This window comes from Sphingopyxis sp., from assembly GCF_035998905.1.
In the GTDB taxonomy this organism is placed as follows: domain Bacteria; phylum Pseudomonadota; class Alphaproteobacteria; order Sphingomonadales; family Sphingomonadaceae; genus Sphingopyxis.
Genome location: NZ_DASYHG010000029.1, coordinates 321086 through 344481 on the forward strand (window position 1 = coordinate 321086; position 23396 = coordinate 344481).

The 23396-nt window shown below is 65.6% G+C and carries 21 protein-coding genes and 1 tRNA gene; 9 read left to right on the forward strand and 13 right to left on the reverse strand.

From position 1 onward, the window contains the following. Positions 1-37: 37 nt before the first annotated feature. A complete protein-coding gene (locus VGN62_RS18845) occupies positions 38-2428 on the reverse strand; it encodes a TonB-dependent receptor (RefSeq protein ID WP_327456752.1) in 2391 nt (796 codons plus the stop codon). Between the two features lie 195 nt (positions 2429-2623). Here VGN62_RS18845 and VGN62_RS18850 point away from each other — a divergent pair, with 195 nt between their 5' ends. Continuing rightward, entirely contained in the window at positions 2624-3259 is a 636-nt protein-coding gene (locus VGN62_RS18850) for a TetR/AcrR family transcriptional regulator (RefSeq protein ID WP_327456754.1), read from the forward strand. A gap of 1 nt (position 3260) precedes the next feature. On the opposite strand, the gene metW is transcribed toward VGN62_RS18850, so the two are convergent. Genes metW through metX form a run of 3 tightly spaced genes read right to left on the reverse strand, consistent with a single transcriptional unit; the run spans position 3261 to position 5400 of the window. Continuing rightward, complete coding sequence (gene metW, locus VGN62_RS18855) at positions 3261-3845, reverse strand: methionine biosynthesis protein MetW (RefSeq protein ID WP_327456756.1); 585 nt, start codon at positions 3843-3845, stop codon at positions 3261-3263. 2 nt (positions 3846-3847) lie between these two features. After that, positions 3848-4279 (reverse strand): GNAT family N-acetyltransferase, encoded by a 432-nt coding sequence (locus VGN62_RS18860; RefSeq protein WP_327456758.1) that lies wholly within the window; start codon positions 4277-4279, stop codon positions 3848-3850. Beyond that, on the reverse strand, positions 4276-5400 hold the full coding sequence (gene metX / locus VGN62_RS18865) for a homoserine O-acetyltransferase MetX (protein WP_327456760.1): 1125 nt from the start codon (positions 5398-5400) through the stop codon (positions 4276-4278). The genes VGN62_RS18860 and metX overlap by 4 nt, the downstream gene beginning before the upstream one ends. A gap of 78 nt (positions 5401-5478) precedes the next feature. Between metX and hisC the strand changes: the two genes are divergently transcribed. Together hisC and VGN62_RS18875 are read left to right on the forward strand one after the other, a co-directional pair. Next, positions 5479-6594 (forward strand): histidinol-phosphate transaminase, encoded by a 1116-nt coding sequence (gene hisC / locus VGN62_RS18870; protein ID WP_327456762.1) that lies wholly within the window; start codon positions 5479-5481, stop codon positions 6592-6594. Further along, the gene (locus VGN62_RS18875) at positions 6594-7496 is read left to right on the forward strand and encodes a prephenate/arogenate dehydrogenase family protein (protein ID WP_414713300.1); all 903 of its coding nucleotides are present in this window, start codon (positions 6594-6596) and stop codon (positions 7494-7496) included. The genes hisC and VGN62_RS18875 overlap by 1 nt, the downstream gene beginning before the upstream one ends. Before the next feature lie 20 nt (positions 7497-7516). On the opposite strand, the gene VGN62_RS18880 is transcribed toward VGN62_RS18875, so the two are convergent. Genes VGN62_RS18880 through ftsE form a run of 4 tightly spaced genes read right to left on the reverse strand, consistent with a single transcriptional unit; the run spans position 7517 to position 10420 of the window. Then, complete coding sequence (locus VGN62_RS18880; protein ID WP_327456764.1) at positions 7517-8248, reverse strand: lysophospholipid acyltransferase family protein; 732 nt, start codon at positions 8246-8248, stop codon at positions 7517-7519. Between the two features lie 11 nt (positions 8249-8259). Continuing rightward, a complete protein-coding gene (locus VGN62_RS18885; protein ID WP_327456766.1) occupies positions 8260-8790 on the reverse strand; it encodes a YdcF family protein in 531 nt (176 codons plus the stop codon). Then, complete coding sequence (locus VGN62_RS18890) at positions 8787-9692, reverse strand: cell division protein (protein ID WP_327456768.1); 906 nt, start codon at positions 9690-9692, stop codon at positions 8787-8789. The genes VGN62_RS18885 and VGN62_RS18890 overlap by 4 nt, the downstream gene beginning before the upstream one ends. Beyond that, positions 9689-10420: a cell division ATP-binding protein FtsE gene (gene ftsE, locus VGN62_RS18895; protein ID WP_327456770.1), complete on the reverse strand. Its 732-nt coding sequence runs from the start codon at positions 10418-10420 to the stop codon at positions 9689-9691. The genes VGN62_RS18890 and ftsE overlap by 4 nt, the downstream gene beginning before the upstream one ends. Before the next feature lie 171 nt (positions 10421-10591). Between ftsE and VGN62_RS18900 the strand changes: the two genes are divergently transcribed. Beyond that, positions 10592-11371 (forward strand): zinc-ribbon domain-containing protein, encoded by a 780-nt coding sequence (locus tag VGN62_RS18900; protein ID WP_327456772.1) that lies wholly within the window; start codon positions 10592-10594, stop codon positions 11369-11371. A 31-nt stretch (positions 11372-11402) separates the two neighbouring features. Here VGN62_RS18900 and VGN62_RS18905 read toward each other — a convergent pair whose 3' ends face one another. Beyond that, positions 11403-12464, reverse strand: coding sequence for a YeiH family protein (locus VGN62_RS18905; protein ID WP_327456774.1), 1062 nt, complete (start codon positions 12462-12464; stop codon positions 11403-11405). A gap of 104 nt (positions 12465-12568) precedes the next feature. On the opposite strand from VGN62_RS18905, the gene VGN62_RS18910 reads away from it, so the two are divergent. Continuing rightward, positions 12569-12645 (forward strand) — tRNA-Arg (locus VGN62_RS18910). 153 nt (positions 12646-12798) lie between these two features. Here the strand turns inward: VGN62_RS18910 and VGN62_RS18915 are convergent. The 4 genes from VGN62_RS18915 to VGN62_RS18930 form a co-directional block, all read right to left on the reverse strand. Then, the gene (locus VGN62_RS18915) at positions 12799-13728 is read right to left on the reverse strand and encodes a hypothetical protein (protein ID WP_327456776.1); all 930 of its coding nucleotides are present in this window, start codon (positions 13726-13728) and stop codon (positions 12799-12801) included. Then, positions 13725-14789, reverse strand: a complete 1065-nt coding sequence (locus VGN62_RS18920; RefSeq protein ID WP_327456778.1) for a dipeptidase — start codon at positions 14787-14789, stop codon at positions 13725-13727. Before VGN62_RS18920 ends, VGN62_RS18915 begins: the two co-directional genes overlap by 4 nt. 89 nt (positions 14790-14878) lie before the next feature. Beyond that, positions 14879-15502, reverse strand: coding sequence for an XRE family transcriptional regulator (locus tag VGN62_RS18925; protein ID WP_327456780.1), 624 nt, complete (start codon positions 15500-15502; stop codon positions 14879-14881). A 194-nt stretch (positions 15503-15696) separates the two neighbouring features. After that, on the reverse strand, positions 15697-18138 hold the full coding sequence (locus tag VGN62_RS18930) for a TonB-dependent receptor (protein ID WP_327456782.1): 2442 nt from the start codon (positions 18136-18138) through the stop codon (positions 15697-15699). A 193-nt stretch (positions 18139-18331) separates the two neighbouring features. On the opposite strand from VGN62_RS18930, the gene VGN62_RS18935 reads away from it, so the two are divergent. The 4 genes from VGN62_RS18935 (at position 18332) to VGN62_RS18950 (ending at position 23387) form a co-directional block, all read left to right on the forward strand. Further along, positions 18332-19669 (forward strand): amidohydrolase family protein, encoded by a 1338-nt coding sequence (locus VGN62_RS18935; protein WP_327456784.1) that lies wholly within the window; start codon positions 18332-18334, stop codon positions 19667-19669. A 48-nt stretch (positions 19670-19717) separates the two neighbouring features. Beyond that, entirely contained in the window at positions 19718-21280 is a 1563-nt protein-coding gene (locus tag VGN62_RS18940) for an aldehyde dehydrogenase family protein (protein WP_327456786.1), read from the forward strand. A gap of 25 nt (positions 21281-21305) precedes the next feature. Continuing rightward, positions 21306-22298, forward strand: coding sequence for a hypothetical protein (locus tag VGN62_RS18945; RefSeq protein WP_327456788.1), 993 nt, complete (start codon positions 21306-21308; stop codon positions 22296-22298). Positions 22299-22469: 171 nt separating this feature from the next. Next, complete coding sequence (locus VGN62_RS18950; protein ID WP_327456790.1) at positions 22470-23387, forward strand: SDR family NAD(P)-dependent oxidoreductase; 918 nt, start codon at positions 22470-22472, stop codon at positions 23385-23387. Positions 23388-23396: the final 9 nt, after the last annotated feature.

A 23396-nucleotide genomic window follows, 5' to 3' on the forward strand; every position in this document is an offset into this window, starting at 1 on the left:
GCCGCGACGGACGCCCCTTTCTCCCCTTATCCGAAGATCAGAATTTGACCGTGCCGGTGACGAAGACCTGGCGCGGATTGCCGTAAAAAGCGGTGAGCACGCCTTCGCAGCCCAAGGCCGGGATCAGGCTGCCCGCGGGCAGCGGCGCCATGCCGGGGCATGCCGCGACGGGCGTCGGTGCCGCAGTCTGGACGAGCGCACCGGTTGTCGGGTTCGCGACCATGAAGGTATAGCCCGACGTCTTATACTGCTTGTCGAGCAGATTCTTGCCGAACAGCCCGATGCTCCAGCGTTCGTCGGGCGCGGTATAGACGAGGCTCGCATCCCAAAGCGCGAACCCCTTCTGGTCGATATAGGGGTTCGGGATTTCGAACTGATAGGTCTTGCTGCGGTACGACAGCGTGGTGGCAAAGCTGATGTCGCCGTCGCCGACCGGGGCCGAATAGGCGAGCGTGCCGCTTGCGGTCCATTTCGGCGTGTTCTGCACTTCGCGGAACGCGGCGACATCGGTCGGAACGCTCGCGATATTGGTGATATATTCCTTATACTCGGCGTCGATATAGCCGAGTGCCGTCGAGAAGGTCAGCCGGTCGCCCGGCGTGGCCATGTCCTGACCGAGGCGTGCGCGGCCTTCGAATTCGAGGCCCTTGAACTTCGCCTTGCCGGCATTCGACACGACGCCGCAGAAGGTCGGCAGGCCCGACACCGTACACGCGACCGAGCCCGGGATCTGGACGTCGGTATAATCGGCGTAGAAGCCCGCAAGCGCGACATTGACCGCGCCGTCGAGCAGGCTGCCCTTATATCCGACTTCATAGCTTTCGACCTTTTCGGGGCGGAAGCTCAGGAAGTTCGCGACCTCGTCGTTGGTCGGCCGGCCGGGGATTGCGGCGGGGGCGTTGGCGCCGACCCCGCGCGGATCGAAGCCGCCGCCCTTGAAGCCCTGCGAATAGCTGGCGTAGAAATTATGGTCGGGGTTCGGCTTGTACGACAGCGATACGCGCGGGGTGAATTTGTTGAAGCTGCGGCTGCCGTCGAAATTGGTGCTTGGCGCGCCTGCCGCGATTCCCGCGCCGCCGAAGACGGGCGACCCGCCGCCGATATAATTCTGGCGCAGGATATGCGCCTCGCGCTTGTCCCAGGTGTAGCGGCCGCCGACCGACAGGCTGAACTGGTCGGTGAAATCATAGGTGAAGTCGCCGAACACGGCAAAGGTCGTGGTGTCGACATCGGCCTCGGTAAAGGCGGTCAGCCCGGCAACATTGTTGAAGATGCGCACGTCGAACAGCGTGTCGGCCTTGGCATCGAGATAATAGAAGCCGAGCAGGCCCTTCAATTTTTCGCCTTCGTAAAGCAGCTGGAATTCCTGGCTCAGCTGCTCGTTGAAATAATAGCCGGGGACGTCGACGTCGACCGCGGGCAGTGCGTCGAAATCGATCGGGGTCGCCGAATTATCCTTGCGCCAGGCGCTGATCGAGCGGAGGGTCACCGTGTCGCTGAGTTCGGCGGTGACATTCATCGCGAGGCCGTAAGCCTCGATTTCCTGCTTGGGATCGTTGAGACCGCCGCGGCTGTCATAGACGTCGTCGAGGACCGGTGCGCCCGTCTTGAGACCGGCGATCAGGCGATGCCCGCCGCGCGGGTCGCTCTTGTCCTTGCTATAGTCGCCCGAGATGCGGATCAGGACCGGCGCGCCATAGCCGCCGAGTTCGACCGTACCGCGCCCGGCCCACACGTCCTTGTTGTAATTTTCGAGGCCGGTGGTGAGGTTGTCGCCGAAGCCGCCGCGCGACAGGCGCGCGCCCGACACGCCGACGCGCAGGAGGTCGCCGATCGGCGCGCTCGCGGTGACGATCAGGTCGGCCTGGTCATAGGTGCCAAGCGTGCCCTTGATCTTGAGCGAGAATTCCTCGGGCAATTGCTTGGTCACATATTTGACCGCGCCGCCGATCGTGTTGCGGCCGTAGAGCGTGCCTTGCGGCCCGCGCAGCACTTCGATGCGTTCGACGTCATAGATGTCGAGGACTGCGGCCTGCGGGCGGTTGAGATAGACGTCATCGAGATAGATGCCGACGCCCTGTTCGAAGCCCGATACCGGATCCTGCTGGCCCACACCGCGGATGAAGGCGCTGAGCGTCGAGTTCGAACCGCGCGACACTTCGAGCGTCGTGTTCGGCGTGGTCTGGCCGATGTCGGTAATGTCGATCGCGCCGGCCTTGGCGAGCGCGTCGCCCGAATAGGCGGTAATCGCGACCGGAACGTCGATCAGCCGTTCGTCGCGGCGGCGTGCCGTCACGATGATCTCATTGTCGCTGGCGTCGGTGCTCGCGCCCTCTTCCTGCGCAAAGACCGGGGGGGCAAAGGCGATCATGGAAAGCGCGCTGGTGGCGAGGACGGCACGGCGCAGCGAGCGGGCGAAAGGACGCATGAAGACTCTCCCATGTGGCGGGCGGCCCCTCGCCACCCTTGTCGGTTTTCTTGGGCTGGTGCTTGCCAAGCCGCGCCGCTTCCAATAATGAAACATGAACCAAGTTTCAACTTGGAATGTGCAATCGTCGTTTTTTGCTTGCCAGTGGTGCGAAAAAGCCACGATGCAGCGACGGAGGGGAGGCAAGGGCAGTTTATGGATCAGCCGCCAGTCGCGACAGAACATGCCGAGAGCGAACCGCGCGACAAGACGCCGCGCACCGAGCGCGGGCGCCGGACCTTGCGCAAGCTGCTCGACGCCGCGGCGATCGAATTCGGCGAGCGCGGTTTTCATGAAGCGTCGATCAGCGCGATCACGCGCCGCGCCGGGACCGCGCTCGGCAGTTTCTACACCTATTTCGATTCGAAAGAGGAAATCTTCCAGGCGCTCGTGCGCTATATGAGCGAACAGTTACGCGATCATGTCACCCCGCTCGTCCAGGCCGCGCCCGATGAGATCAGCGCCGAACGCATCGGGCTCGAATCCTATCTGGGCTTCGTGCGCGAGCATAAGGAGATTTACCGCATCATCGACGAGGCCGAGTTCGTCGATTATGCGAGCTATCGCCGCCACTATGAAACGACCGTCGCGCGCGTCCGCCAGCGGCTCGAGGGCGGCGCGGCGCGCGGTGAGATCCGCGATGACGTCAGCGAGATCCACGCCTGGGCGATCGGCGGGATGAACGTGTTCCTTGGTATGCGCTATGGTTTGTGGGACGAAGAGAGTGACATATCGGAGATTGCGCGCATCGCGAACGACCTGCTCGCGAACGGACTGAAGAAGCGCGACTGACTTAACGCGAAATCAGGAAGATCGCATGTTCGGCGCGCCAGCTCGCGGCGGCGTCGCTCGTCGGCCGGTCGCCCGACAGGTGCCAGACGCGTTCGACCGCGATGCCCTTGTCGCGCACGAGGTCGCGAAAATCGCTGACCGTGACATGGTGGATGTTCGGCGTTTCGTACCAGGCGACGGGCAACAGCCGCGTCACCGGCATCCGCCCGCCCCACAGGAGCGCGAGGCGGATCCGCCAATGCGCGAAATTGGGGAAGCTGACGAAGGCGCGCGGCGCGATGCGCAGCAGTTCGTCGACGACACGGTCGGGGCGTTCGGTCGTCTGCAGCGTTTGCGACAGGATCGCATAGTCGAAGGCGTCGTCGGGATAGTCGGCAAGGTCGCGGTTGGCGTCGCCCTGCACCACCGACTGGCCGCGCGCGATCGCCGCGGTGACGTTGTCGGGATCGATCTCGAGCCCCCGGGCATCGACGCCCTTGTCGCGGAGTGCCGCCATCAGGTCGCCGTCGCCGCAGCCGACGTCGAGCACGCGCGCCGTCGACGGGACGGCATCGGCGATGATCGCAAGATCGGGGCGCAGCTTCATCGTCAGGCCTGCCTGTAGACGTCGGGGAAGTGTCGCTGCATGAACGGCGCGCTGTCCTCGACCGGGGTCCAGCCGAGCGCGGCATAAAGGCCGTGGGCGTCGCTGGTCGCGAGCATCCAGCGCCGGAGCCCCTGCAGATCGGGGTGGTCGTGCAACGCGGTCACCATGCGCGCGGCGAGGCCGTGCCCGCGATGCGCCTCGAGCACATAGACGTCGGCCAGATAGGCGAAGGTCGCGCGATCGGTGACGACGCGGGCAAAGCCGACCTGCGCGCCGCCCGGTGCAAAGACGCCGATGCAGAGCGACCCCGCGATGGCACGTTCGACAACGCCGCGCGCGATGTTCGCGGCCCAATAGCTCTGCGCCAGAAAAGTATGAATCGCATCGACCTGCATGTCGGCCGCGTCGAATGACAGGCGATAGTTTCCGGTCATGCCAGCCCTGCTTTCAGCGATCCGGCGACGAGCCGGTCGAGCGCGGGCACGTCGAGGAGGAAGCTGTCGTGGCCGAAGGGCGCCGACAGTTCGACGAAGCTCGCCGCAGCGCCGACGCTTTGCAGCGCCTGGACGACACGGCGCGATTCGGAGGTCGGATAGAGCCAGTCGGTGTCGAAGCTGACGAGCGTGAAGCGCACGTTCTTTGCGTTTGCGAACGCGCCTGCGAGGCGTCCGTCATGCGGGTCGGCGAGGTCGAAATAGTCCATCGCGCGCGTGATATAGAGATAGGCGTTGGCGTCGAAGCGATCGGTGAAGGCGAGTCCCTGATGCCTGAGATAGGATTCGATCTGGAAGTCGGCGTCGAAACCGAAGCTCTTGATGTCGCGCGCCTGCAGGCGGCGGCCGAACTTTTCGGTCAGCCCTTCCTCGGACAAATAGGTGATGTGCGCCGCCATGCGCGCGACCGCGAGACCCTTGGTGGGCGCGCGCGCGCTGCCATAATATTGGCCGTCCTGCCAGTCGGGGTCGGCCATGATCGCCTGCCGCCCGACCTCGTGGAACGCGATATTCTGCGCCGAATGCCGCGCCGCGCTCGCGATCACGAGCGCCGAGGCGAGGCGCTCGGGATAGGTCGCGGCCCAGGCGAGCGTCTGCATACCCCCCATCGACCCGCCGACGACGGCATGAAGCCGTGCGATGCCGAGATGATCGAGCAGCATCGCCTGCGCGCGCACCATGTCGGTGATCGTGATGACGGGGAAGTGCATGCCGAGCGGCGCGCCGGTCGCGGCGTCGGGCGAAGCGGGGCCGCTCGTCCCCATGCAGCTGCCGAGGACATTGGCGCAGATCACGTGGAAGCGGTCGGTGTCGATCGGCTTGCCCGGGCCGACCATGCGCGCCCACCAGCCGGGTTTGCCCGTCGCGGGATGGTCGCTCGCGACATATTGGTCGCCGGTCAGCGCGTGACAGATGAGCACTGCGTTCGACTTGTCGGCGTTCAACGCGCCATAGCTCTGATAGGCGATCGTCACCGAGCCCAGAACCTGCCCGCTGTCGAGCGGCAGCGGTGCCGGAATCGTCACGCTGTGATGCTGGATATCGTGTAGCAGGCTCGCCATGGTGCGGCGGGGCTAAGCGGGTGCGCGAAGACTGTCAACGTGCTGGACTCGCGTCGCACAGCCGCTAAACGCCACCGCATGACCGACACGACCCAGACCCTTACGCCCAAGCCGTGGATCAGCGGCATCGCCCCCTATGTTCCCGGCAAGTCCGCGGGCGCCGACGGACGCCCGCTCATCAAGCTGTCGGCGAACGAAAATACGCTGGGCACCGGCGAAAAGGCGCGCGCGGCGTTCGCTGCGGCGCAGGCGGCGCCCGATGCGTTGTCGCGCTATCCCGATCCGGGTTCGGCCCTACTGCGCGAGACGATAGCGGCGAAATTCGGGCTCGATCCGGCGCGGATCATCTGCGGCAACGGGTCGGACGAGCTGCTCCATCTTGCAGCGGGCACCTACGCCGGCGTCGGCGACGAGATTTTGTACGTTCGCTATGGCTTTGCGGTCTATGAAATCGCCGCGCGGCGCGTCGGCGCGGTGCCGGTCGAGGCCGATGACAAGGATTATGCGACCGACGTCGATGCGCTGCTCGCAGCGGTCACCGACAAGACGCGTGTCGTCTATCTCGCCAATCCGAACAATCCGACGGGCACGCTCGCGACGCGCGAAGAGGTGCAGCGGCTCTACGCCGGGCTGCCCAAGGATGTCCTGTTCGTGATCGACCAGGCCTATTCTGAATATCTGTCCGAAGCCGAGGATGACGGCGGGCTCGAGCTTGCGAAAACTCAGCCGAACGTCTTTATCACGCGTACCTTCTCGAAAATTCACGGCCTCGCCGCCGAACGTATCGGCTGGGGCTATGCCGCCGCCGAGGTGATTTCCGCGCTGCACCGTATCCGCCTGCCGTTCAACGTCACGCGCGCGGGGCAGGCAGCAGCGGTCGCGGCGCTCGGTGATGACGCGTTCGTCAACAACAGCCGCGAGCATAATGCGAAATGGCGTGCCTGGCTGGCGGGTGAGCTCGAAAGCCTCGGCAACCATGGCGTGCGCGTCGTGCCGTCGGCGTGCAACTTCCTGCTCGTATTGTTCGAGGGCGATGTCAGCGCCGAGACCGTCTACAACCGGTTGATGGACGCGGGCTATATCGTCCGCTGGCTGCCGGGGCAGGGGCTGCCGGGCGCGCTGCGCATGACGATCGGCACCGAGGACGAGACGCGCGGCCTTGCGGCGGCGATTCGCGCCGCGCTGAACGGCTGATGCGTATCGACCGCGTCGCGATCGTCGGGCTGGGCCTGATCGGCTCGTCGATCGCGCGCGCGATCGGCGAGCGCTTGCCGCAGGTGACGGTCACCGGCCATGACGCCAGCGCCGACGTCCGCGAACTCGCCCGCGATCTGGGGCTTTGCGACACGATCGCCGACGATGCGCTGGCCGCGGTGGCCGAAGCCGACCTCGTCATCCTCGCGGTGCCGGTCGGGCGCACGGCCGATGCCGCGGCGGCGATCGCGCCGGGACTGAAGCCCGACGCGATCATTTCCGACGTTGGCTCGTCGAAGGCCGGGGTCGCCGAAGCGCTCGCGAAGGCGCTGCCCAATCATGCCGTCATTCCGGCGCACCCGGTCGCGGGCACCGAAAACAGCGGGCCGGCGGCGGGCTTTGCGACCTTGTTCGAGGGCCGCTGGTGCATCGTCACGCCGGGCGCCGACGCATCCGAAGACGCCGTGACGGCGTTGACGTCTTTCTGGCAGGCGCTCGGCGCCAAGGTCGAAACGATGGATGCCGCGCATCACGACATGGTGCTCGCGGTGACGAGCCACCTGCCGCATCTCATCGCTTACACGATCGTCGGCACCGCGAGCGAGCTCGAAGAGGTCACCGAGAGCGAGGTGATCAAATATTCGGCGGGCGGCTTTCGCGACTTCACGCGCATCGCGGCGAGCGACCCGGTGATGTGGCGCGACGTCTTCCTCGCGAACAAGGATGCGGTGCTCGCGACCCTGCAGCGCTTCAACGAGGATCTGACCGTGCTCCAGCAGGCGATCCGCCGCGGCGACGCCGACAAGCTCGAGGACTGGTTCACGCGCACGCGCGCGATCCGCCGTTCGATCATCGAACAGGGGCAGGATGACGCGGCGCCCGATTTCGGGCGGAAACATTAGGCTTCCGACACGAACGGGAATCAGGAGGCTTTGTAGCCTTCCAGCAACGCTTCGGGCGGGTTCAGCGCGTTGATCGCGCGCCAGACGCGCTCTTCGGCTTCCTCGCGCGGCAGGCCGGCGGGGATCGTCTCGCCGACCTTGTAGGTGATCGTCCCCGGCCATTTGACCCAGCGGCGCGGCGGATAGGCGATGCCGCTGTTCACTGCGACGGGGATCACCGGCACGCCGAGCAGGCGGTAGATGCCGGCAAAGCCCGAACGCAGGGGAGGCGCCGATCCGTGCGGGATGCGCGTACCCTCGGCAAACAGAACCAGCGGCCGGTCCTTGGCGAGCGCGGCCTTGGCGGCGTTCAGCATGGCGCGCATCGCCTTGCCGCCGCCGTCGCGGTCGACGGGGATCAGGCCATAGAAATGCGCCGCCTGACCCCAGACGGGAATGTTGAACAGCTGCTCTTTCGCGAATACCGCGGGGTGCCTAAACAGCCCCGGCTGCTCGATCGTCTCGAACGCCCCCTCATGCTTGAAGACATAGAGGACCGGAATGTCGGGCATGTCGCCCTCGACAACGATCGTCTGGCCCAGGACAAAGCGGCAGATCAACCGGTGGAATTGCGCCCAGATGCGCACGAACCAGATCGTCGCCTTGTGCGAGACGGGGAGCGAGATCACCGCACCGATCGAACTGAAGCTGCTCATCAGGACGAACAGCAGCCAGAACAAAATCGAGCGGGCAAGGGCAATGATGTAGCGCATCGGCGCGCTTCTTAAAGCCCGAGGACGCCGCCCGCCAGCCCCGCGAGATATTTATGATATTCGCGAAACAGCGTTGCGAAATTGGGCCGGCTGCGCACCGCGTCGGGCAGGATCGTCACCTTGTCGCCGACCGCGCGGCCGATTTCATATTCGGCGCGGCGCATATGCCAGTCGGTGGTGATCAGCCGGATGCTCTTGTAGTTGCGCCGCGCAACCCAGGTCGCGACCTCGGTCGCGTTCGAGCGCGTATCCTCGGCCTCGAACCCCAGCGCGATGCAGCAGTCGAACAGGTCGAGCGGACGCTTATATTCGGCGGCGAGTTCGCGCGGCTTCACCTCGCGCGCGACGCCGCTGATCAACAGGCGCTTCGCATCGCCCGCCTCGAGCCGTTCGAGCGCGCGGTCGATGCGTCCGGGGCCGCCCGTCAGCACGACGATCGCGTCGGTCTTTTGCGCATCGGCGGGCAAGGGCAGCAACAGCGCAAACCAGGCGAAGCCGAGCACCCAAGCCAGGAACAAAAGCGAAATCAGGCGCTTGATCATAAAATCTTCTTGAGCGCGGCGAGCAGCGTCTGGCGCGCCGTCAGGGCTGCGAGCGCGATAGCCAATAGCGGCAGCGCCAGCAAGAGCACCCAGCCCGCCGCGCCGAGCGACGCGGTCGCCGCGAGTCCCGAGGTGACTCCCGACCATTGCCAACCGATGAGCAGCAGGATCGCGGTGGCGACGAGGCTGCCGAGCGCGATCCCATAAGCGGTGTCGATCGCGATGCGGCGCTGGAACAGCCGGGTGATCTGGCGGTCGGTCGCGCCGATCAGGTGGAGCATCTCGATCGTTGCGTAATGGGTGCCGAGCGCGGCGCGCGCGGTCATGATCACCACCGCGGCGCTGGCGAGCGCCATCAGCAGCACCATGGCGCCGGCGATCCACGCGAGCGAGCGGATCAGCCGCGCGACCGGACCGAGCCATTCGGCGTGCGGGATGATGCGCGCTCCGGGCGCTTCGCGCGCGACGAGCGCCCGGAGCGCGCGCATGGGACCGGCGCGGTCCTCGCCGACGAAATCGATGTCGACCAGCGCGGGCAGGGGCAGCGATTTGAGCACCGGATCGTCACCTTCGCTGCTCCCGAACCATTGTCCCAGCGTCGCTTGCAACTCTTCCTGTTCGACCGAGCGCGCGGAGAGCACGAAGGGCTGCGCGGCGGCGGCGCGGCGGAGCGCGGCGGCCTGTTCGGCGCGCGTGACCGGGTTTGCGGTGACGATCTGCACCGTGACGCGCCCCGCGATCGCATCGCCGATCGCATTCGCCGACCGTGCGAGTCCGACGCCGGCCGCGGCGGCGAGCAGGGTCAGCATCATCAATATCGCGATAACCCACGGCGTCGGCCCCGAGAGGCGATGGTCGGGGAGCAGGCGGCGATGCTGGACGGGAACGCGCGGAATGATCATGCCCGGTTCGCCGGGGGATAGCGCAGCGCACCGGTGGGGTCGGACAGGCGCCCGCGTTCGAGCCGCATCATCTGCGCATTTTCGATGCGGCTGATCAGGTGGATATCGTGCGTTGCGACGACGACCGTGGTGCCAAGGCGGTTGAGCGCCTCGAACAAGCCCAGCAGGCGCATCGCCATTTCGGGGTCGACGTTACCCGTCGGCTCGTCGGCGACGAGCAGTTGAGGCCGCGCGATCACCGCGCGCGCGATGGCGACGCGCTGCTGCTCGCCGCCCGACAGCGTCGCGGGACGCGCATCGGCGCGGTCGCCCAGCCCGATCCAGCTCAACATTTCGCCGACCGGGCCCGACAGGTCTTCCTCGCTCACCCCTGCGATACGCAGCGGCAGCGCGATATTGTCGCGCGCCGACAGGTGCGGGATCAGCCGGAAGTCCTGGAAGACGACGCCGATGCGGCGGCGAAAGCCGGGCAGGCGGTGGCGCGGCATCGCGACCAGATCCTCGCCGAACAGACGGACGATGCCGCGGCTCGGGCGCTGCGCGAGATAGAGCATCTTGAGCAGCGATGTCTTGCCCGCACCCGACGCGCCGGTCAGGAAATAGAAGCTGCCGGGTTGCAGGTTGAAGCTGATGTCGCTCAAAATCTCGGCATCGGGGCCGTAGCGCAGCCCGACGCCGTCGAATTCGACCATCGCCCCGCCGGGACGCGCAGGAGAGATGTCCGTCATGGCGTCACCCGCGCGCGTCGTCGCGCCATGGCCGGTCTGCGGAACAGGGGAGCATCGGCGCTCATGCCGAAGCCTGTTACACGGCTGTTCACCGACGTAAAGCGGCGAGTAACGGCGCGGCCGCCACGCGAGGCTTGCAACGCTGCGAATCAGCGTGTTTAGAGGAACCCCATGATCCTCGCCTGCCCGTCCTGCCATACGCGTTATGTCGTGCCCGATACGGCGATCGGACCGACGGGCCGCACGGTTCGCTGCGCCAATTGCCGCCATAGCTGGTTCCAGGAACCCTCGGCAGCCGCCGCCGAAGCCGCGCCTGCGCCAACGCCTGTTGCGCCGGCTGCACCGGAGAGCGTTCCGGCGCCCGAACCGGCTGCCGCGCCCGTACCCGCGGCGACATATTCCGATTTCCCCGAACCGGCCGCAGACCCGGTAACCGCGCCGCCGGCCTTTGCCTCCGCTAGCGAACCGGCGCCGCGCCGCGCCCTTGCCGACGACGCGCCGCTGCCGTTCCGGCGCCCGCGGCGCAATCCGGCGAAGCGCTGGACGATCATCGCGGCGAGCGCGGCCGCCCTGATGCTCGCGGCGACCGCGGGGCTCGCTTGGTTCGGCCTGCCAAGCTGGGCACAGGGGCTGGGGCTGCCGGGGATGGTCGCCGAGCCCGATCTCGTGATCGAACTGCCGCCGAACCAGGATCATCGCGAACTCGCCGACGGCACGATCTATTTCGCGGCATCGGGGGTGATCATCAACCCGACCGACCGCGAACAGCGCGTGCCGCCGATCCTTGCCGAATTGCGCGATGCGCAGGGGACGATCGTCTACAGCTGGACGATCAAGCCGCCGGTGCGGATGTTGCCGCCCAATGAAAAGGTCAATTTCAGCGAAGCCAAGCTCGATATCCCGCGCCGCGCGACGCAGTTGACCGTCAGCTGGGCGCTTCCAAAAAGCTGAAACCAGAAAATGTTACGGTGAAGCCACGCCGTCACAGGCAGAGCGCGGCGGCGAGCGACAGCAGGAAGCTGGCCAGCGTCGCGACGATGATCGGTGCGAAGCTCCGCCACCCCTGATCGAGCAGCAGGTGCAGCCGCGCCTTCATCGCGGTGGCGACGATCGCGAGCAGCAGCAGCGCCTGCGCGCCCGTGGCGGCGGCATCCTGCGCCGGTTTCGGGATCGCGACGACCGAATTGACCGCCGCCACGGCGAGGAAGCCGAGGATGAACCAGGGCAGGCGCAGCGGGATGCGCGTCTTGCCGTCGCCTTCGCCGCTTCGCCCGAGCCACAGCGCGACAAGCATCAGCGTCGGCGCGAGCAGCGCGACGCGTGTCAGCTTGACGATCGTTGCGACCTCGCCCGCCTGCGGCGAGAAGGAAAAGCCGCCGCCGATCGCTTGCGCGACGTCATGGATCGACGCGCCGATCAGGAATCCCGCCTGCGCATCGGTCAGCCCGAGTTCGGCGGCGAGCACGGGATAGAGCGTCATCGCGAGCGCGCTCGCGACCGTGATGCCGACGAGCGTCAGCGTGAAACGCGCCTGGTCGACGCGCCGGTCGCCGATCAGCGAATAGAGCGCGAGCGCGGCCGAGGCGCCGCAGATCGCGGTCGCGCCGCCCGCGAGCAGCGCGGCGTGCCGGTCCTGCGCGAACAGCCGTGCGCTCGCGACGGTGACGATGATCACCGTGAGCATGATCACCACGAGTAGCGCGAAGGGCAGGGGGCCGAGTTCGGCGAGCTGTTCGGCGGTGATGCGCGCGCCGACGAGCACGATCCCGACGCGCAGCGCGGTCTGCGACATCAGGTCGAGCCCGGCGTGGGTACGCCTATCCTGCGACAGGAAGGAGAGGGCGAGGCCGATCAGCAGCCCCATCAGCACGATCGGCGCGGCATAATGGTCGGCGAGCCAGGCCGCGGCGAGTGCGGCAATCGCGGTGACGAGGACGCCGGGCAGATAGTCGCGCCAGCGCCGGCGCGCCGGCGGATGCGCCTCGAGCTGCATCTCGCCATAAAGATCGGCGGCCATTGGCCAATTCTGTTCGGACGCTTTCACCGACGCTCCCTTGTTTCGCGCGCGCCCGCTTCGCATATCCGCGCGCGGCGGTCGATAGCCCATTGCTGGCGGGGCGCGGGCTTGCTAGAGGCGCCGCTCTACCGGCACCCGTAGCTCAGCTGGATAGAGCGCTGCCCTCCGAAGGCAGAGGCCAGGGGTTCGAATCCCTTCGGGTGCGCCATTTTTCCGATAATCGGTATTTTTGTGCCCCGGTGCGGGGCGCCAAGGCGCGACCTGCCGCATAGGGGTGTCGCCCGGAAACGGCCGCCAAGTGGCGGCTTTGCGGCTTGCTGCGCGGGGCCGACGGACGAACCCGTCCGCGGCCCAATAGGCTTTAATAGCCCCTGCGATCGGGTGCGGCGAGCTCGGCCTCCGACGGCCAATGCCCTTGCGGATTTTCGCGGACGATTTCGGTGAGCAGTGCCTTTGCGCCCTTTTCGTCGCCGGCGAAGCGGCGCTCCATCGCGATCGCGAACTTGATCGTGCTGTCGCGGCTGTCCTTGAACGCCGCCGGGGCGAGGCGGCCCTGCATGATCTGCACCGCCTGATAATAAGTGAAATTCTCGATCAGCTTCAGCCCCGGCTCGATCGCGTCGATCGCCGCGCGCGCCTTGTCGTGCTGCCCCATTTTCCGGTACGCGAGATAGGTCCAGTAAGCGGTCGGCACGCGCATGTCGTCGCGCGCGAAATCGGCGGCGAGCTCGAGCGATTTCGCCATTCCCGACACCATCGTCGGATAATCGCCCGTCGCGAAGCTCGTCTGCGCATGATAATAGACGATGTTGCCGCGATAGGTGCTGATCGTCAGGCCGATCGGATTGGGCATGCCGTCGGGTTCGAAACTGTCGGGGGTGTCGCCCATCAGTTCGAGCGCCTTTGCATAATCGGCGAGCGCTTCCTCGAACCGGCGCGCGCGCGTCAGGTCGCGGGCGCGGAAGCGGTAGAGTTTATAGCTCTCCGGGAATTGCTTGATCCCGGCGCTGAAGGCATCGACCGCGTCGCAGATGCGGCCCGCATAATCGAGGCGGCGGCCGTACCAGATATGGCTGTCCTCGCGGTCCGGCGCGATGCGCAGCGCTGCCGCGGCGATCGCGATATCCTCGTCGAGCATCTTTTGCGTCGCGGCCGAATATTTCGGGATCGTCAGCGGCGTGCCGATCAGGCTGGTCGCGCAATTCCCCGCGTCGGCGCCAGGGACGTTCGCCGACGCGGGGGCTGCTGCCAGCAGCAGTGCAAGGGTGAAGGTGGAGATGCGGAGGCTCATCCGATGACCTCCTGATAGATGCGGCGGACGTTGGTCCCCATGATCTTTTCGACGGTGGCCGAGGGATAGCCGAGCTTGCGCACGCCATCCCACACCACTTCCATGCGGCGCGGGCCATTGAGTTCGTTGATGAACAGCGGCCAGTCGTCCGCATTGAAGTTCGCGCCCTCTTCGGCCTTCAGTTCGGCGATATAGGCATCGGTCATTTCGACGACGCGGTGGTCGCGGTCGCTGCCGATCGCGACATGGTCGGCGCCCATCACCTTCACCGCATGGTCGATATGGCGGAAATATTCGGGCAGCGCGTCGTCGCGCTTCGTCGTCAGGAACGGCCGCATCTGGCAGATGCCGGCGACGCCGCCCTTGTCGGCAAGCAGGCGCAGGTTCGCATCGGTCGTGTTGCGGACATTGCTGTGCACCGCCATGCACGCGGTATGCGAGACGATGACGGGGACTTTCGATGCGGCGATCGTGTCGGCCATCGTCTGCATGTTGGAATGCGACAGGTCGATCAGCATCCGCTGTTCGTTCATGCGGCCGACGAGATCGCGACCGAAGTGCGTCAGCCCGTTCGCGCCGAGTTCCTTGCACCCCGCGCCCGCCCAATTCTGGTCGTTGTAGGTGATCTGCGCCGACGTCACGCCGAGCTTGCGGAACAGGTCGACATTGTCGAGGTCGCGTCCGAACTGGGTGCTGTTCTGGAACAGGTAGAAGAGCGCGAGCTGGCCGTTCTTGCGCGCGACGTCGATGTCGCTGGCCTTGGTCGCCTTCAGGAACAGGTCGGGGTGCTTCGCGATATGCGCGTCGTGGTCGAGGACGGCCTGTATCGCTTCCTCATAAGCCTGGCCTTCATAGACCTTGGGATCGCAGAGCGTGACGGTGATCGCGTCGAGCCCGCTCGCGCGCATCTGGCCGATCAGCGCAGCATCATATTCGAAGCGCACCTCGCCCATCGCGTCGAAGGTGAGCGGGCGCGTCTTCGCCAGTGCTGCCGCGGCGGGTGCCAGTGCCATCGTGGCCGACAAGGCCGCCCCCGACAGGATGAAATTCCGTCTGTCCATCGCTTCGCCCTCTCCAATTCTCTATTGGAAAGAAATTAGCGTATCGGAAAATTATTGCAAGCCCGATGATCGGGCGGGTGGGCGGACGCTCAGCCGGTGTTGACCCACAGCACGACGGCGTCTTCCTCGCTCGTCGAATAGGCGGCGTGCTGCATGCTGCTGTTGATGTAGATGCTGTCGCCGACGCCGAGGATCGCGGGTTCGTAATGCTCGGTCTGGAAACAGATTTCGCCTTCGAGCACGTAGAGGAATTCCTCGCCGCTATGCTGCGACCAGCTCTTGAAATCCTCGAGGCTGCGCGCCTTGATCGTCGTGACGAACGGCAGGATCCGCTTGTTCTTGAGCTCGGCGGCGATCAGCCGGTGGCGATAGACCGCGGTTTCCATCAGGCGGCCCGCGCCGTCCATCGTGACGCTGCGCCGCCCCGCGGCGTCCTGCCCCGAATTGCTCGCGAAGAGTTCGGTGATGTCGATGTCGAAACCTGCGGCGAGCTTTTGCACGACGTCGAACGTCGGCGACATCTGGTCATTTTCGATCTTCGACAGGGTCGAGGCGGCGAGGCTGGTGAGGCGCCCGGCGTCCTCCAGCGTCATGCCGCGTTCCTTGCGCAACTGGCGCAATCGCTCGCCCAGGTGAAACCCTTCGGAACGGGGCCGTTTCCTGGTACGTATGGCGTCCAGAACTTCCGGCTCGTCTCCATTTCTGGGCGGCATAAGTCTCCAATCCTCAACTTGCTCGAGATCATACGGTATCGGCCATTGGAGGACGGCTGGGGGAAGGAGTCCGGCCAATCAGCCACCGCAATCTATAAAGCACAAATTTCCGATAGGCTACGATGTTGGCATATCCGCTATGCCGCTATCGCATATGCCCACCGGAAATATTGGCCGATCCCGAACAGACGAGATCAGAATTTATACTTAGCATTCAAATAATAGAAGCCGCCGGCGACCCCGAATACGCTGTGATTGTCGTAAATCAGGCCCGACCGTGCGCGCGCCGGGCCGCGGCCCGGCGGAAAGATGTTGAAGATATTGCGTGCGCCGATGCTGAGGTCGACGCCTTCGATCCCCGAATAGGTCACTTCGGCGTCGAACAGGGTCACGGCCTTGCGCGGCAGGAAGGTCGCGCCGTCGAGGCGGCGCCACGCGCCATAATGGATCGCGCGGCCCATGAAGGCGAAATCGCCGACCTTGGTCGTTGCCGAGAAGTTGCCGCGCCAGCGCGGGGTGCCGCGTTCGAATTCGGTGACGATCGCCGAGGTAAAGCCGACCGGCGGTGCGCCGCGCAGCTGCTGCTCGTTATAGTTCACGGCGAGGCTGAAGTCGGTCGAGGCATTGTCCGACCAGGTCTGGCGATAGGTGCTCACCAGGTCGAAACCGCGCACGCGGGTGTTCATTTCATTCTGGAAATAGCGCACATCCTCGATGTCGGCGCCGTTCGGGAAGCCGAGCGCCGCCAGCGCGGCGCGTTCCGCCGCGGTGGTCTTGCGCGATGGCGTCAGCAGCAGGCGATCGTCGACCTTGATCTGGTAAAAGTCGAGCGTGGTGAGGAAGCCGTCGAGGCCGGTGAAGACCACGCCCGCGGACATGTTGAACGAGGTCTCAGGCTTCAGCGACTTCGACCCGAAGACCTGCGCTGCGGGCGAACCCGGGACCAGCACGGCGTCGAGAATGAAGCCGCCCAGCCCGTCGAGCTGCGAGGTCAGGCTGGTTCCGAACACCTGCCCGGCGGCCGGAGCGCGAAAGCCGGTGCTGACCGAGCCGCGCAGCGCAAAGGCGTCGCTCAGCTCGAAACGGGTCGCCGCCTTGTAGCTGAAGTTCGTGCCGAACTGGTCATAATCTTCGTAGCGGCCAGCGACCGACAGGTTCCACCAGGGCGTGATATCGGCATCGACTTCGGCGAAAACCGCGTAGCTCGCCGAATCGAAGCTGCCGGCGAATTCGGGCGAGAAGCCCTGGAAGCCGTTCGAACCCGCGGGCAGGTCCTGCAACGGACCCGTCGTATAGCTGGCGACGTCGCCGCGGCCGATGACATAGGTTTCCTTGCGATAGCTGGCGCCAGCGAACGCGAGGATGTTGTCGGTCAGTTCATAGGATGTTTCGGCGTCGAACTGGATTTCGCGCTGGGTCAGCGACCCCGGCTTGAACGAGGTCGGCGAATTGACCCCCATCGACGCGTTGATCGTCCCGGTGATCGTATAGTCGACGGTGTTGGTGCCATAGCGCGCCGACAGGTCCCAGTTCCACGGGCCGACCTGATCGCGCAGGCCGACGAGGGCGCTGAAATCCTCGAGATTGCCGGAGAATTCGGGCGTGAACCCGCCCGGATAGATTGCGGCAAGATTGAATTCTTGCGGATGCGCGGGGCTGAGGTCGAAGCGCGAATTGGCATAGGTGCCATGGCCGTTCACGCCGCCCGCGGTAAAGGGCTGGCGCAGGCCGAAGGTCACCGCGCTTTTGCCCGTCATATAGTTGCCGAACGTATAGGCTTCGAGTTCGTCGCCCAGTTCGACGCCCGCGTTCCACACCGCCTTGAATGCCATGTAGCGCGGATCGAGATTGCCTTCGGGATGTTTGGGTACGCCGGGGACGCCCGCGGCTTTCAGCGCTTCGGCGCCGGCGTGGCGCGCCTTTTTCGCATAGGCTTTGGCCTGATCGGTATATTGGGCGGCGAGGTTGAAATAGGCGTTGTCGCCGACGGGGACGGCAATATGGCCCTGGATGTCGTAATTGCGGCCGCCGCTTTCGAAATATTCGCCGACCTGCGCCATGATCGAGCCGCCGCTCTTCGCCTTTTTCAGCTCCATGTTGATCACGCCGGCGATCGCGTCCGAACCATATTGCGCCGACGCGCCGTCGCGCAGCACTTCGACGCTCGACAGCGCGATCGGCGGGATGACGTTGAAATCCTGCCCCTGCGAGCCCGAGGTCGAGGCATGGCCGGTGCCGATCTGCACGATCGACGCGCGGTGGCGGCGCTTGCCGTTCATCAGCAGCAGGACATGGTCGGCGGGCGAACCGCGCAGCGTGATCGGGCGCACGAAGGAGGAGCCGTCATTGCCCTGCAGGCGCTGGGCGTTGAACGCCGGCACCAGCGTGCGCAGCGCGTCGTTCACGTCGGCATAACCCGTCGCGGTGATGCTTTCGGGCGAAATGACGTCGATCGCGACCGAGCTGTCGGTGATCGAGCGATCCTTGCGACGCGTCCCGATCACGACGATATCGTTGCCGCCGTCATCGGTCGTGGCACCGTCGGCTTCGGGCGGCGCCGTCTGGGCCTGCGCGGCAGGCGCGATTGCGAAAGCGACCGCCGACGACAGCAGCAGGCGTGAAACGAACTTCGACATTTTTCCCTCCTTGGTAACCCATTTCCCCACCCGGAAATGTCCAAATTTCCGGAGTCCATCTCATTGTTGATAATTTTCCTATCATAAAATTTATTGCCCAACCAGCAAAATATTCCTATGCGATGGGAAAGGCCCCGGAGCCGATCTTCGGCGCCCGGCCGGCGGGAGTTTTTTTAAGGTGATGGGCTTTCAGGTGACGGACAGGACGCGGCGCGCGGCGCCTGTGCGCTCGCGGCTGCGGGGTGGCGTGCTCCCGGCGTCGATCATCGGTGCGTTGCTTGCGGGCACGGCGGCCGCGGCCCCTGCCCCGCATGAAGAGCTGGTGATCCACGCCGGCGCGGTGATCGCGATTCCCGGCGAACGCACACTCGGCCCGACCACGATCGTCGTCCGTGACCGGCGGATTGCCGAAATCCGTGCGGGTTATGTCGATTTCCCCGCGGTGCCGACGATCGACCTCAAGGATCGCACCGTGCTGCCCGGGCTGATCGACACGCATGTTCATTTCAGCTTCGCCCCCGAAACCAAACTCTGGTCGGCGGCGATCGACACGCCCGAGGATGTCGCGCTCTTCGCCTTTTCCAATGCGAAAAAGACCCTCGAAGCGGGGTTCACGACGGTGCGCGATGTCGGGTCGGACGGCTATTCGATCCACGCGCTGCGCGATGCGGTGAACGACGGCACCGTCGTCGGCCCGCGCATCTTCCTGTCGGGCACGTCGCTGTCGATCGTCGGCGGGCATGGCGACATGTCGGGGCTCAACCGCAAGACGACCGAGGCCTTGTTCCCCTATGACTATACCGGCGCGTGCACCGGGGCGGTCGAATGCGCGCTGCGCGTTCGCGAGGCGGCGAAATATGGCGCCGACCTGATCAAGATCACCTCGACCGGCGGCATCATGTCGCAGCAGGCGCGCGGGCTGGGCCAGCATCTGAGCGACGAGGAACTCGTCTCGATCGTCACCACCGCGCACGGCCTCGGACTCAAGGTCGCGGCGCATGCGCATGGCGGCGCGGGTGTCGCCGCATCGGTGCGCGCGGGGGTCGATTCGATCGAGCATGGCACCTGGCTCGACGCCGAAACCGCGCAGGCGATGGCGAAGCGCGGCACCTGGCTGGTGCCGACGCTCGGGCTGCTCGACGCGCGCAAGGAAGCCGACGCCAGCCCCGCGGTGCAGGCCAAAATGGCCGAAGCGCGACGCGTCGCGGGGCAAAATATCCGCCTCGCGGTCCGGCACAAGGTCAACATCGCCTTCGGCACCGACGCGGGCGTATCGCCGCATGGGCAGAATGCGCGCCAGTTCCGGCTGATGGTCGAGCATGGGCCGATGACGCCGATGGCGGCGCTGCGCTCGGCGACCGTCGATGCCGCGACGCTTCTCGATCAGTCGGAGAGCCTCGGGACGATCGAGGTCGGCAAACTCGCCGACATCGTCGCCGTCGCGGGTGACCCCGCGCGCGACATTACGGTGATGGAAAAGGTCGCCACCGTGATCAAGGACGGCCGCATCATCATTCACGACCGGCGCTGAGCCGCAGGTTGACCCCCTATTCTCGCAACGCTTTTTACGGACACAAAAATGAACGCCATCGACACGTCTCTCTCCTCGCAGCCGGCATCGGGCGCCCTCGCCGACGCCGTGACCGGCATTTTCGACGAACTCGGCCTGTCGCTCGCGGGCGACCTGGGGCCCGACCTTGACGTCTTTTCACCGATCGACGGGTCGACGCTGGCGACGCTGAAAACGCACCGGACCGCCGACATGGACGCGATGGTCGCGAATGCGCAGACGGCCTTCCTCGCGTGGAAGCAGGTTCCCGCGCCGCATCGCGGCGAACTCGTCCGGCGCTATGGTCAGCTGGTGCGCGAGCATAAGGAAGTGCTTTCGCGCCTGCTGACGATAGAGAATGGCAAGATCCTGACCGAGGCGCGCGGCGAGGTGCAGGAGGTGATCGACATCTGCGAATATGCCGTCGGCCTGTCGCGCCAGCTCTTCGGGTTGACGATCGCGTCGGAGCGCGCCGAGCACCGGCTGACCGAATATTGGCACCCGCTCGGCCCGCTCGGGCTGATCTCGGCGTTCAACTTCCCCGCCGCGGTCTGGGCATGGGGCACCACGGTCGCGCTCGTCTGCGGCGACAGCGCGATTTGGAAGCCGTCGGAAAAGACGCCGCTGACCGCGCTCGCCTTCGGCAAGCTGCTCCAGAAAGCCGCTGCCGACTATGAATTTGCGCCCGAACATCTGGTGCAGGTCGCGATCGGCGCCGCCGAATGCGGCGGTACCCTCGCCGACCATCCGGGAATCGCGATCGTCAGCGCGACGGGCAGTGTGCGCATGGGGCAGGACGTCGGCGTCCGCGTCCAGCGGCGCTTCGGGCGCGCGGTGCTCGAACTCGGCGGCAACAACGCCGCGATCGTCGCGCCGAGCGCCGACATCGGCCTCGCCCTGCGCGGGACGGTCTTTGCCGCGACGGGCACCTGCGGCCAGCGCTGCACGACGCTGCGCCGCCTGATCGTCCACGACAGCATCCGCGCCGATTTCGTGAAACGCCTCATCGCCACCGCCCGCAGCCTGCGCATCGGCAGCCCGCTCGTCGACGACACGCATGTCGGCCCGCTGATCGACAAGGCGGCGTTCGATGCGATGCAGCGCGCGCTCGATCAGGCGCGCGCCGAAGGCGGCACCGTCCATGGCGGTCAGCGGATCGAGATCGCCGGATCGCCCGACGCCTATTATGTTCGCCCCGCTATCGTCGAAATGCCGGGCCAGAGTGAAATCGTCCGCGAAGAGACTTTCGCGCCGATCCTTTACGTCCTGTCCTATTCGACCCTCGACGAAGCGATCGCGCTCCAGAACGGCGTGCCGCAGGGGCTGTCGTCGTGCATCTTTACCAATGACGTGCGCGAAGCCGAGCGCTTCCAGTCGGCGACAGGCAGCGACTGCGGCATCGTCAACGTCAATATCGGGACGAGCGGCGCCGAGATCGGCGGCGCGTTCGGCGGCGAGAAGGTGACCGGCGGCGGCCGTGTGTCGGGGTCCGACAGCTGGAAGAATTATATGCGCCGCGTTACCGCGACGGTGAATTACTCGACTTCGCTCCCGCTCGCGCAGGGCGTGAAGTTCGATCTCGACATCGACTGAACATATCTGTTGGAGGAGGTTTGAAATGGTCCCCGGGAAACTGAAATGGCTGGCGTCGGCCGGCCTGCTGATGCTGGCGATGCCGCTGTCGGCAGCGGCGCAGGAAGGCAGCGTGCAGGGCACCTCCCTGCTCGGCAAGCCGATGGTCACGACGCAGACGCGCAACGCCAATGTCGCGGCGATCGAGACGCTCGACCGCGCGGCGCGCGATGCCAAGGCGGCCTATGAAGCCAATATGACGGTCGACAGCGCGACCTGGTACGGGCGCATCCTCTTCTACCAAGGCTATTCGAAGGAATCGGCCGCAGTCTACGACCAGGCGCTCAAGCGCTTTCCCAATTCGGGCAAGCTGCTGCGCCACCGCGCGCACCGCGCCTTTTCGCTGCGCGACTTCGACAAGTCGATCGAACTCGGGCTGAAGGCGGCGAAGCTCTACGAGAACCAGCCGCTCGAACGCGAAAAGCCGGGTCCGGACTATTTCCCGGGCGACCCCGACGTCGTGCAATATTATCTCTATTACCACCTGGGCCAAGCCTATTTCGCCAAGCATGATTTCGACAATGCGGCGAAATGGTTCGCCAAGTCGGCCGAATCGGCCGCCTTCACCCACGATGTCGAGGCGCGCACCGCGAACGGCTATTGGGAATATCTGTCGCTCGCGCGCGCCGGGAAGCTTCGCGAAGCGCAGAAGCTGCTCGACGACTATGACCTGACCTTGTTCGAGGTCCATCCGAAGGGCGGTTCGGACACCTATTTCGACGGGCTGCAACTGTTCAAGGGCCACCGCGCCGCCGACAGCTTCTTCAGCGACAAGGACAGCGGCCGCGCCTTCGCGACCGCCGACGGCGTCGCGGCATCGACCGCGTACAGCCTTGCCAACTATTATATCCTCAGCGGCGAGCCCGAGAAGGCGAAGCCCTGGCTGAAGCGTTCGATCAATGTCGACAGCTGGGGCTTTTTCGCGCGCATTCAGGCCGAAGCCGACTGGCTCCTGCTCTTCCCGGGCGAACAGCCCTGATCGGACCAGTGGTCCGCGACTGAAGGACCGCACCCCGGCGCCGCACATTTTTTGCCGGCGCCGGGGATGCACGCATTTTATAGCGAACGCAATTTTCGTGCGCGAATCAGCGCAAGCGCCGTTGAAATGATGCGGCTTCGCCCTTACGCGCTTTCCGGGAGAGGAGAGCCGATGGCGAGGATATTGGAAGGCAAGGTCGTCGCGATCACCGGCGCGGGGCGCGGCATCGGGCGCGAACTGGCGCTCTATTGCGCGGCCGAGGGCGCAGCGGTCGTCGTCAACGACCCCGGCGTCGCGCAGGCCGGCGACGGCGGCGATGCGGCACCCGCCGAGACCACCGCGAACGACATCGTCGCGGCGGGCGGCAAGGCGATCGCGAACTTCGGCAATGTCGCAGATCCGAAAGAAGCCGCGGGCATCATCGAGGATGCGGTCGCGAAGTTCGGCCGCATCGACGCGGTGGTGAACAACGCCGGCATCCTGCGCGACACGATCTGGCACAAGATGAGCTACGAGGACTGGAAGAGCGTCATCGAGGTCAACCTCACCGGCGTCTTCAACGTGTCGAAGGCCGCGACGCCCTGGTTTCGCGAACAGCAGTCGGGCAGCTTCATCCACTTCACCTCGACCAGCGGGCTGATCGGCAACCTTGGGCAGGCGAATTATTCGGCGGCGAAGCTCGGCGTCGTCGCGCTGTCGCAGTCTATCGCGCTCGACATGGCGCGCGTCGGGGTGCGCTCGAACTGCATCGCGCCGTTCGCGTGGAGCCGCATGACCTCGTCGATTCCCGCCGAAACGCCCGAGCAGCAGGAGCGCGTCAAGCGCCTCCAGTCGATGTCGGCCGACAAGATCGCGCCGCTCGTCGCCTATCTCGCCTCCGACCGCGCCAAGAACGTCACCAACCAGATTTTCAGCGTGCGCAAGAACGAGATATTGCTCTTCTCGAAACCGCGCCCGATCCGGTCGATGGCGAAGCTCGAAGGCTGGACCGCCGAGGCGATCGCCGACGAGCTGATCCCCGCGTTCCGTCCCGACTTTGCGCGCGCCGACGAGGTGTCGGCGCATGTTTTTCCCTACGACCCGATTTGAGGATCACCG

Coding starts and splice junctions, on each gene's coding strand:
- VGN62_RS18845 (WP_327456752.1), bottom strand. CDS start 2,428: ATGCGTCCTTTCGCCCGCTCGCTGCGCCGTGCCGTCCTCGCCACCAGC.
- VGN62_RS18850 (WP_327456754.1), top strand. CDS start 2,624: ATGGATCAGCCGCCAGTCGCGACAGAACATGCCGAGAGCGAACCGCGC.
- metW (WP_327456756.1), bottom strand. CDS start 3,845: ATGAAGCTGCGCCCCGATCTTGCGATCATCGCCGATGCCGTCCCGTCG.
- VGN62_RS18860 (WP_327456758.1), bottom strand. CDS start 4,279: ATGACCGGAAACTATCGCCTGTCATTCGACGCGGCCGACATGCAGGTC.
- metX (WP_327456760.1), bottom strand. CDS start 5,400: ATGGCGAGCCTGCTACACGATATCCAGCATCACAGCGTGACGATTCCG.
- hisC (WP_327456762.1), top strand. CDS start 5,479: ATGACCGACACGACCCAGACCCTTACGCCCAAGCCGTGGATCAGCGGC.
- VGN62_RS18875 (WP_414713300.1), top strand. CDS start 6,594: ATGCGTATCGACCGCGTCGCGATCGTCGGGCTGGGCCTGATCGGCTCG.
- VGN62_RS18880 (WP_327456764.1), bottom strand. CDS start 8,248: ATGCGCTACATCATTGCCCTTGCCCGCTCGATTTTGTTCTGGCTGCTG.
- VGN62_RS18885 (WP_327456766.1), bottom strand. CDS start 8,790: ATGATCAAGCGCCTGATTTCGCTTTTGTTCCTGGCTTGGGTGCTCGGC.
- VGN62_RS18890 (WP_327456768.1), bottom strand. CDS start 9,692: ATGATCATTCCGCGCGTTCCCGTCCAGCATCGCCGCCTGCTCCCCGAC.
- ftsE (WP_327456770.1), bottom strand. CDS start 10,420: ATGACGGACATCTCTCCTGCGCGTCCCGGCGGGGCGATGGTCGAATTC.
- VGN62_RS18900 (WP_327456772.1), top strand. CDS start 10,592: ATGATCCTCGCCTGCCCGTCCTGCCATACGCGTTATGTCGTGCCCGAT.
- VGN62_RS18915 (WP_327456776.1), bottom strand. CDS start 13,728: ATGAGCCTCCGCATCTCCACCTTCACCCTTGCACTGCTGCTGGCAGCA.
- VGN62_RS18920 (WP_327456778.1), bottom strand. CDS start 14,789: ATGGACAGACGGAATTTCATCCTGTCGGGGGCGGCCTTGTCGGCCACG.
- VGN62_RS18925 (WP_327456780.1), bottom strand. CDS start 15,502: ATGCCGCCCAGAAATGGAGACGAGCCGGAAGTTCTGGACGCCATACGT.
- VGN62_RS18930 (WP_327456782.1), bottom strand. CDS start 18,138: ATGTCGAAGTTCGTTTCACGCCTGCTGCTGTCGTCGGCGGTCGCTTTC.
- VGN62_RS18940 (WP_327456786.1), top strand. CDS start 19,718: ATGAACGCCATCGACACGTCTCTCTCCTCGCAGCCGGCATCGGGCGCC.
- VGN62_RS18945 (WP_327456788.1), top strand. CDS start 21,306: ATGGTCCCCGGGAAACTGAAATGGCTGGCGTCGGCCGGCCTGCTGATG.
- VGN62_RS18950 (WP_327456790.1), top strand. CDS start 22,470: ATGGCGAGGATATTGGAAGGCAAGGTCGTCGCGATCACCGGCGCGGGG.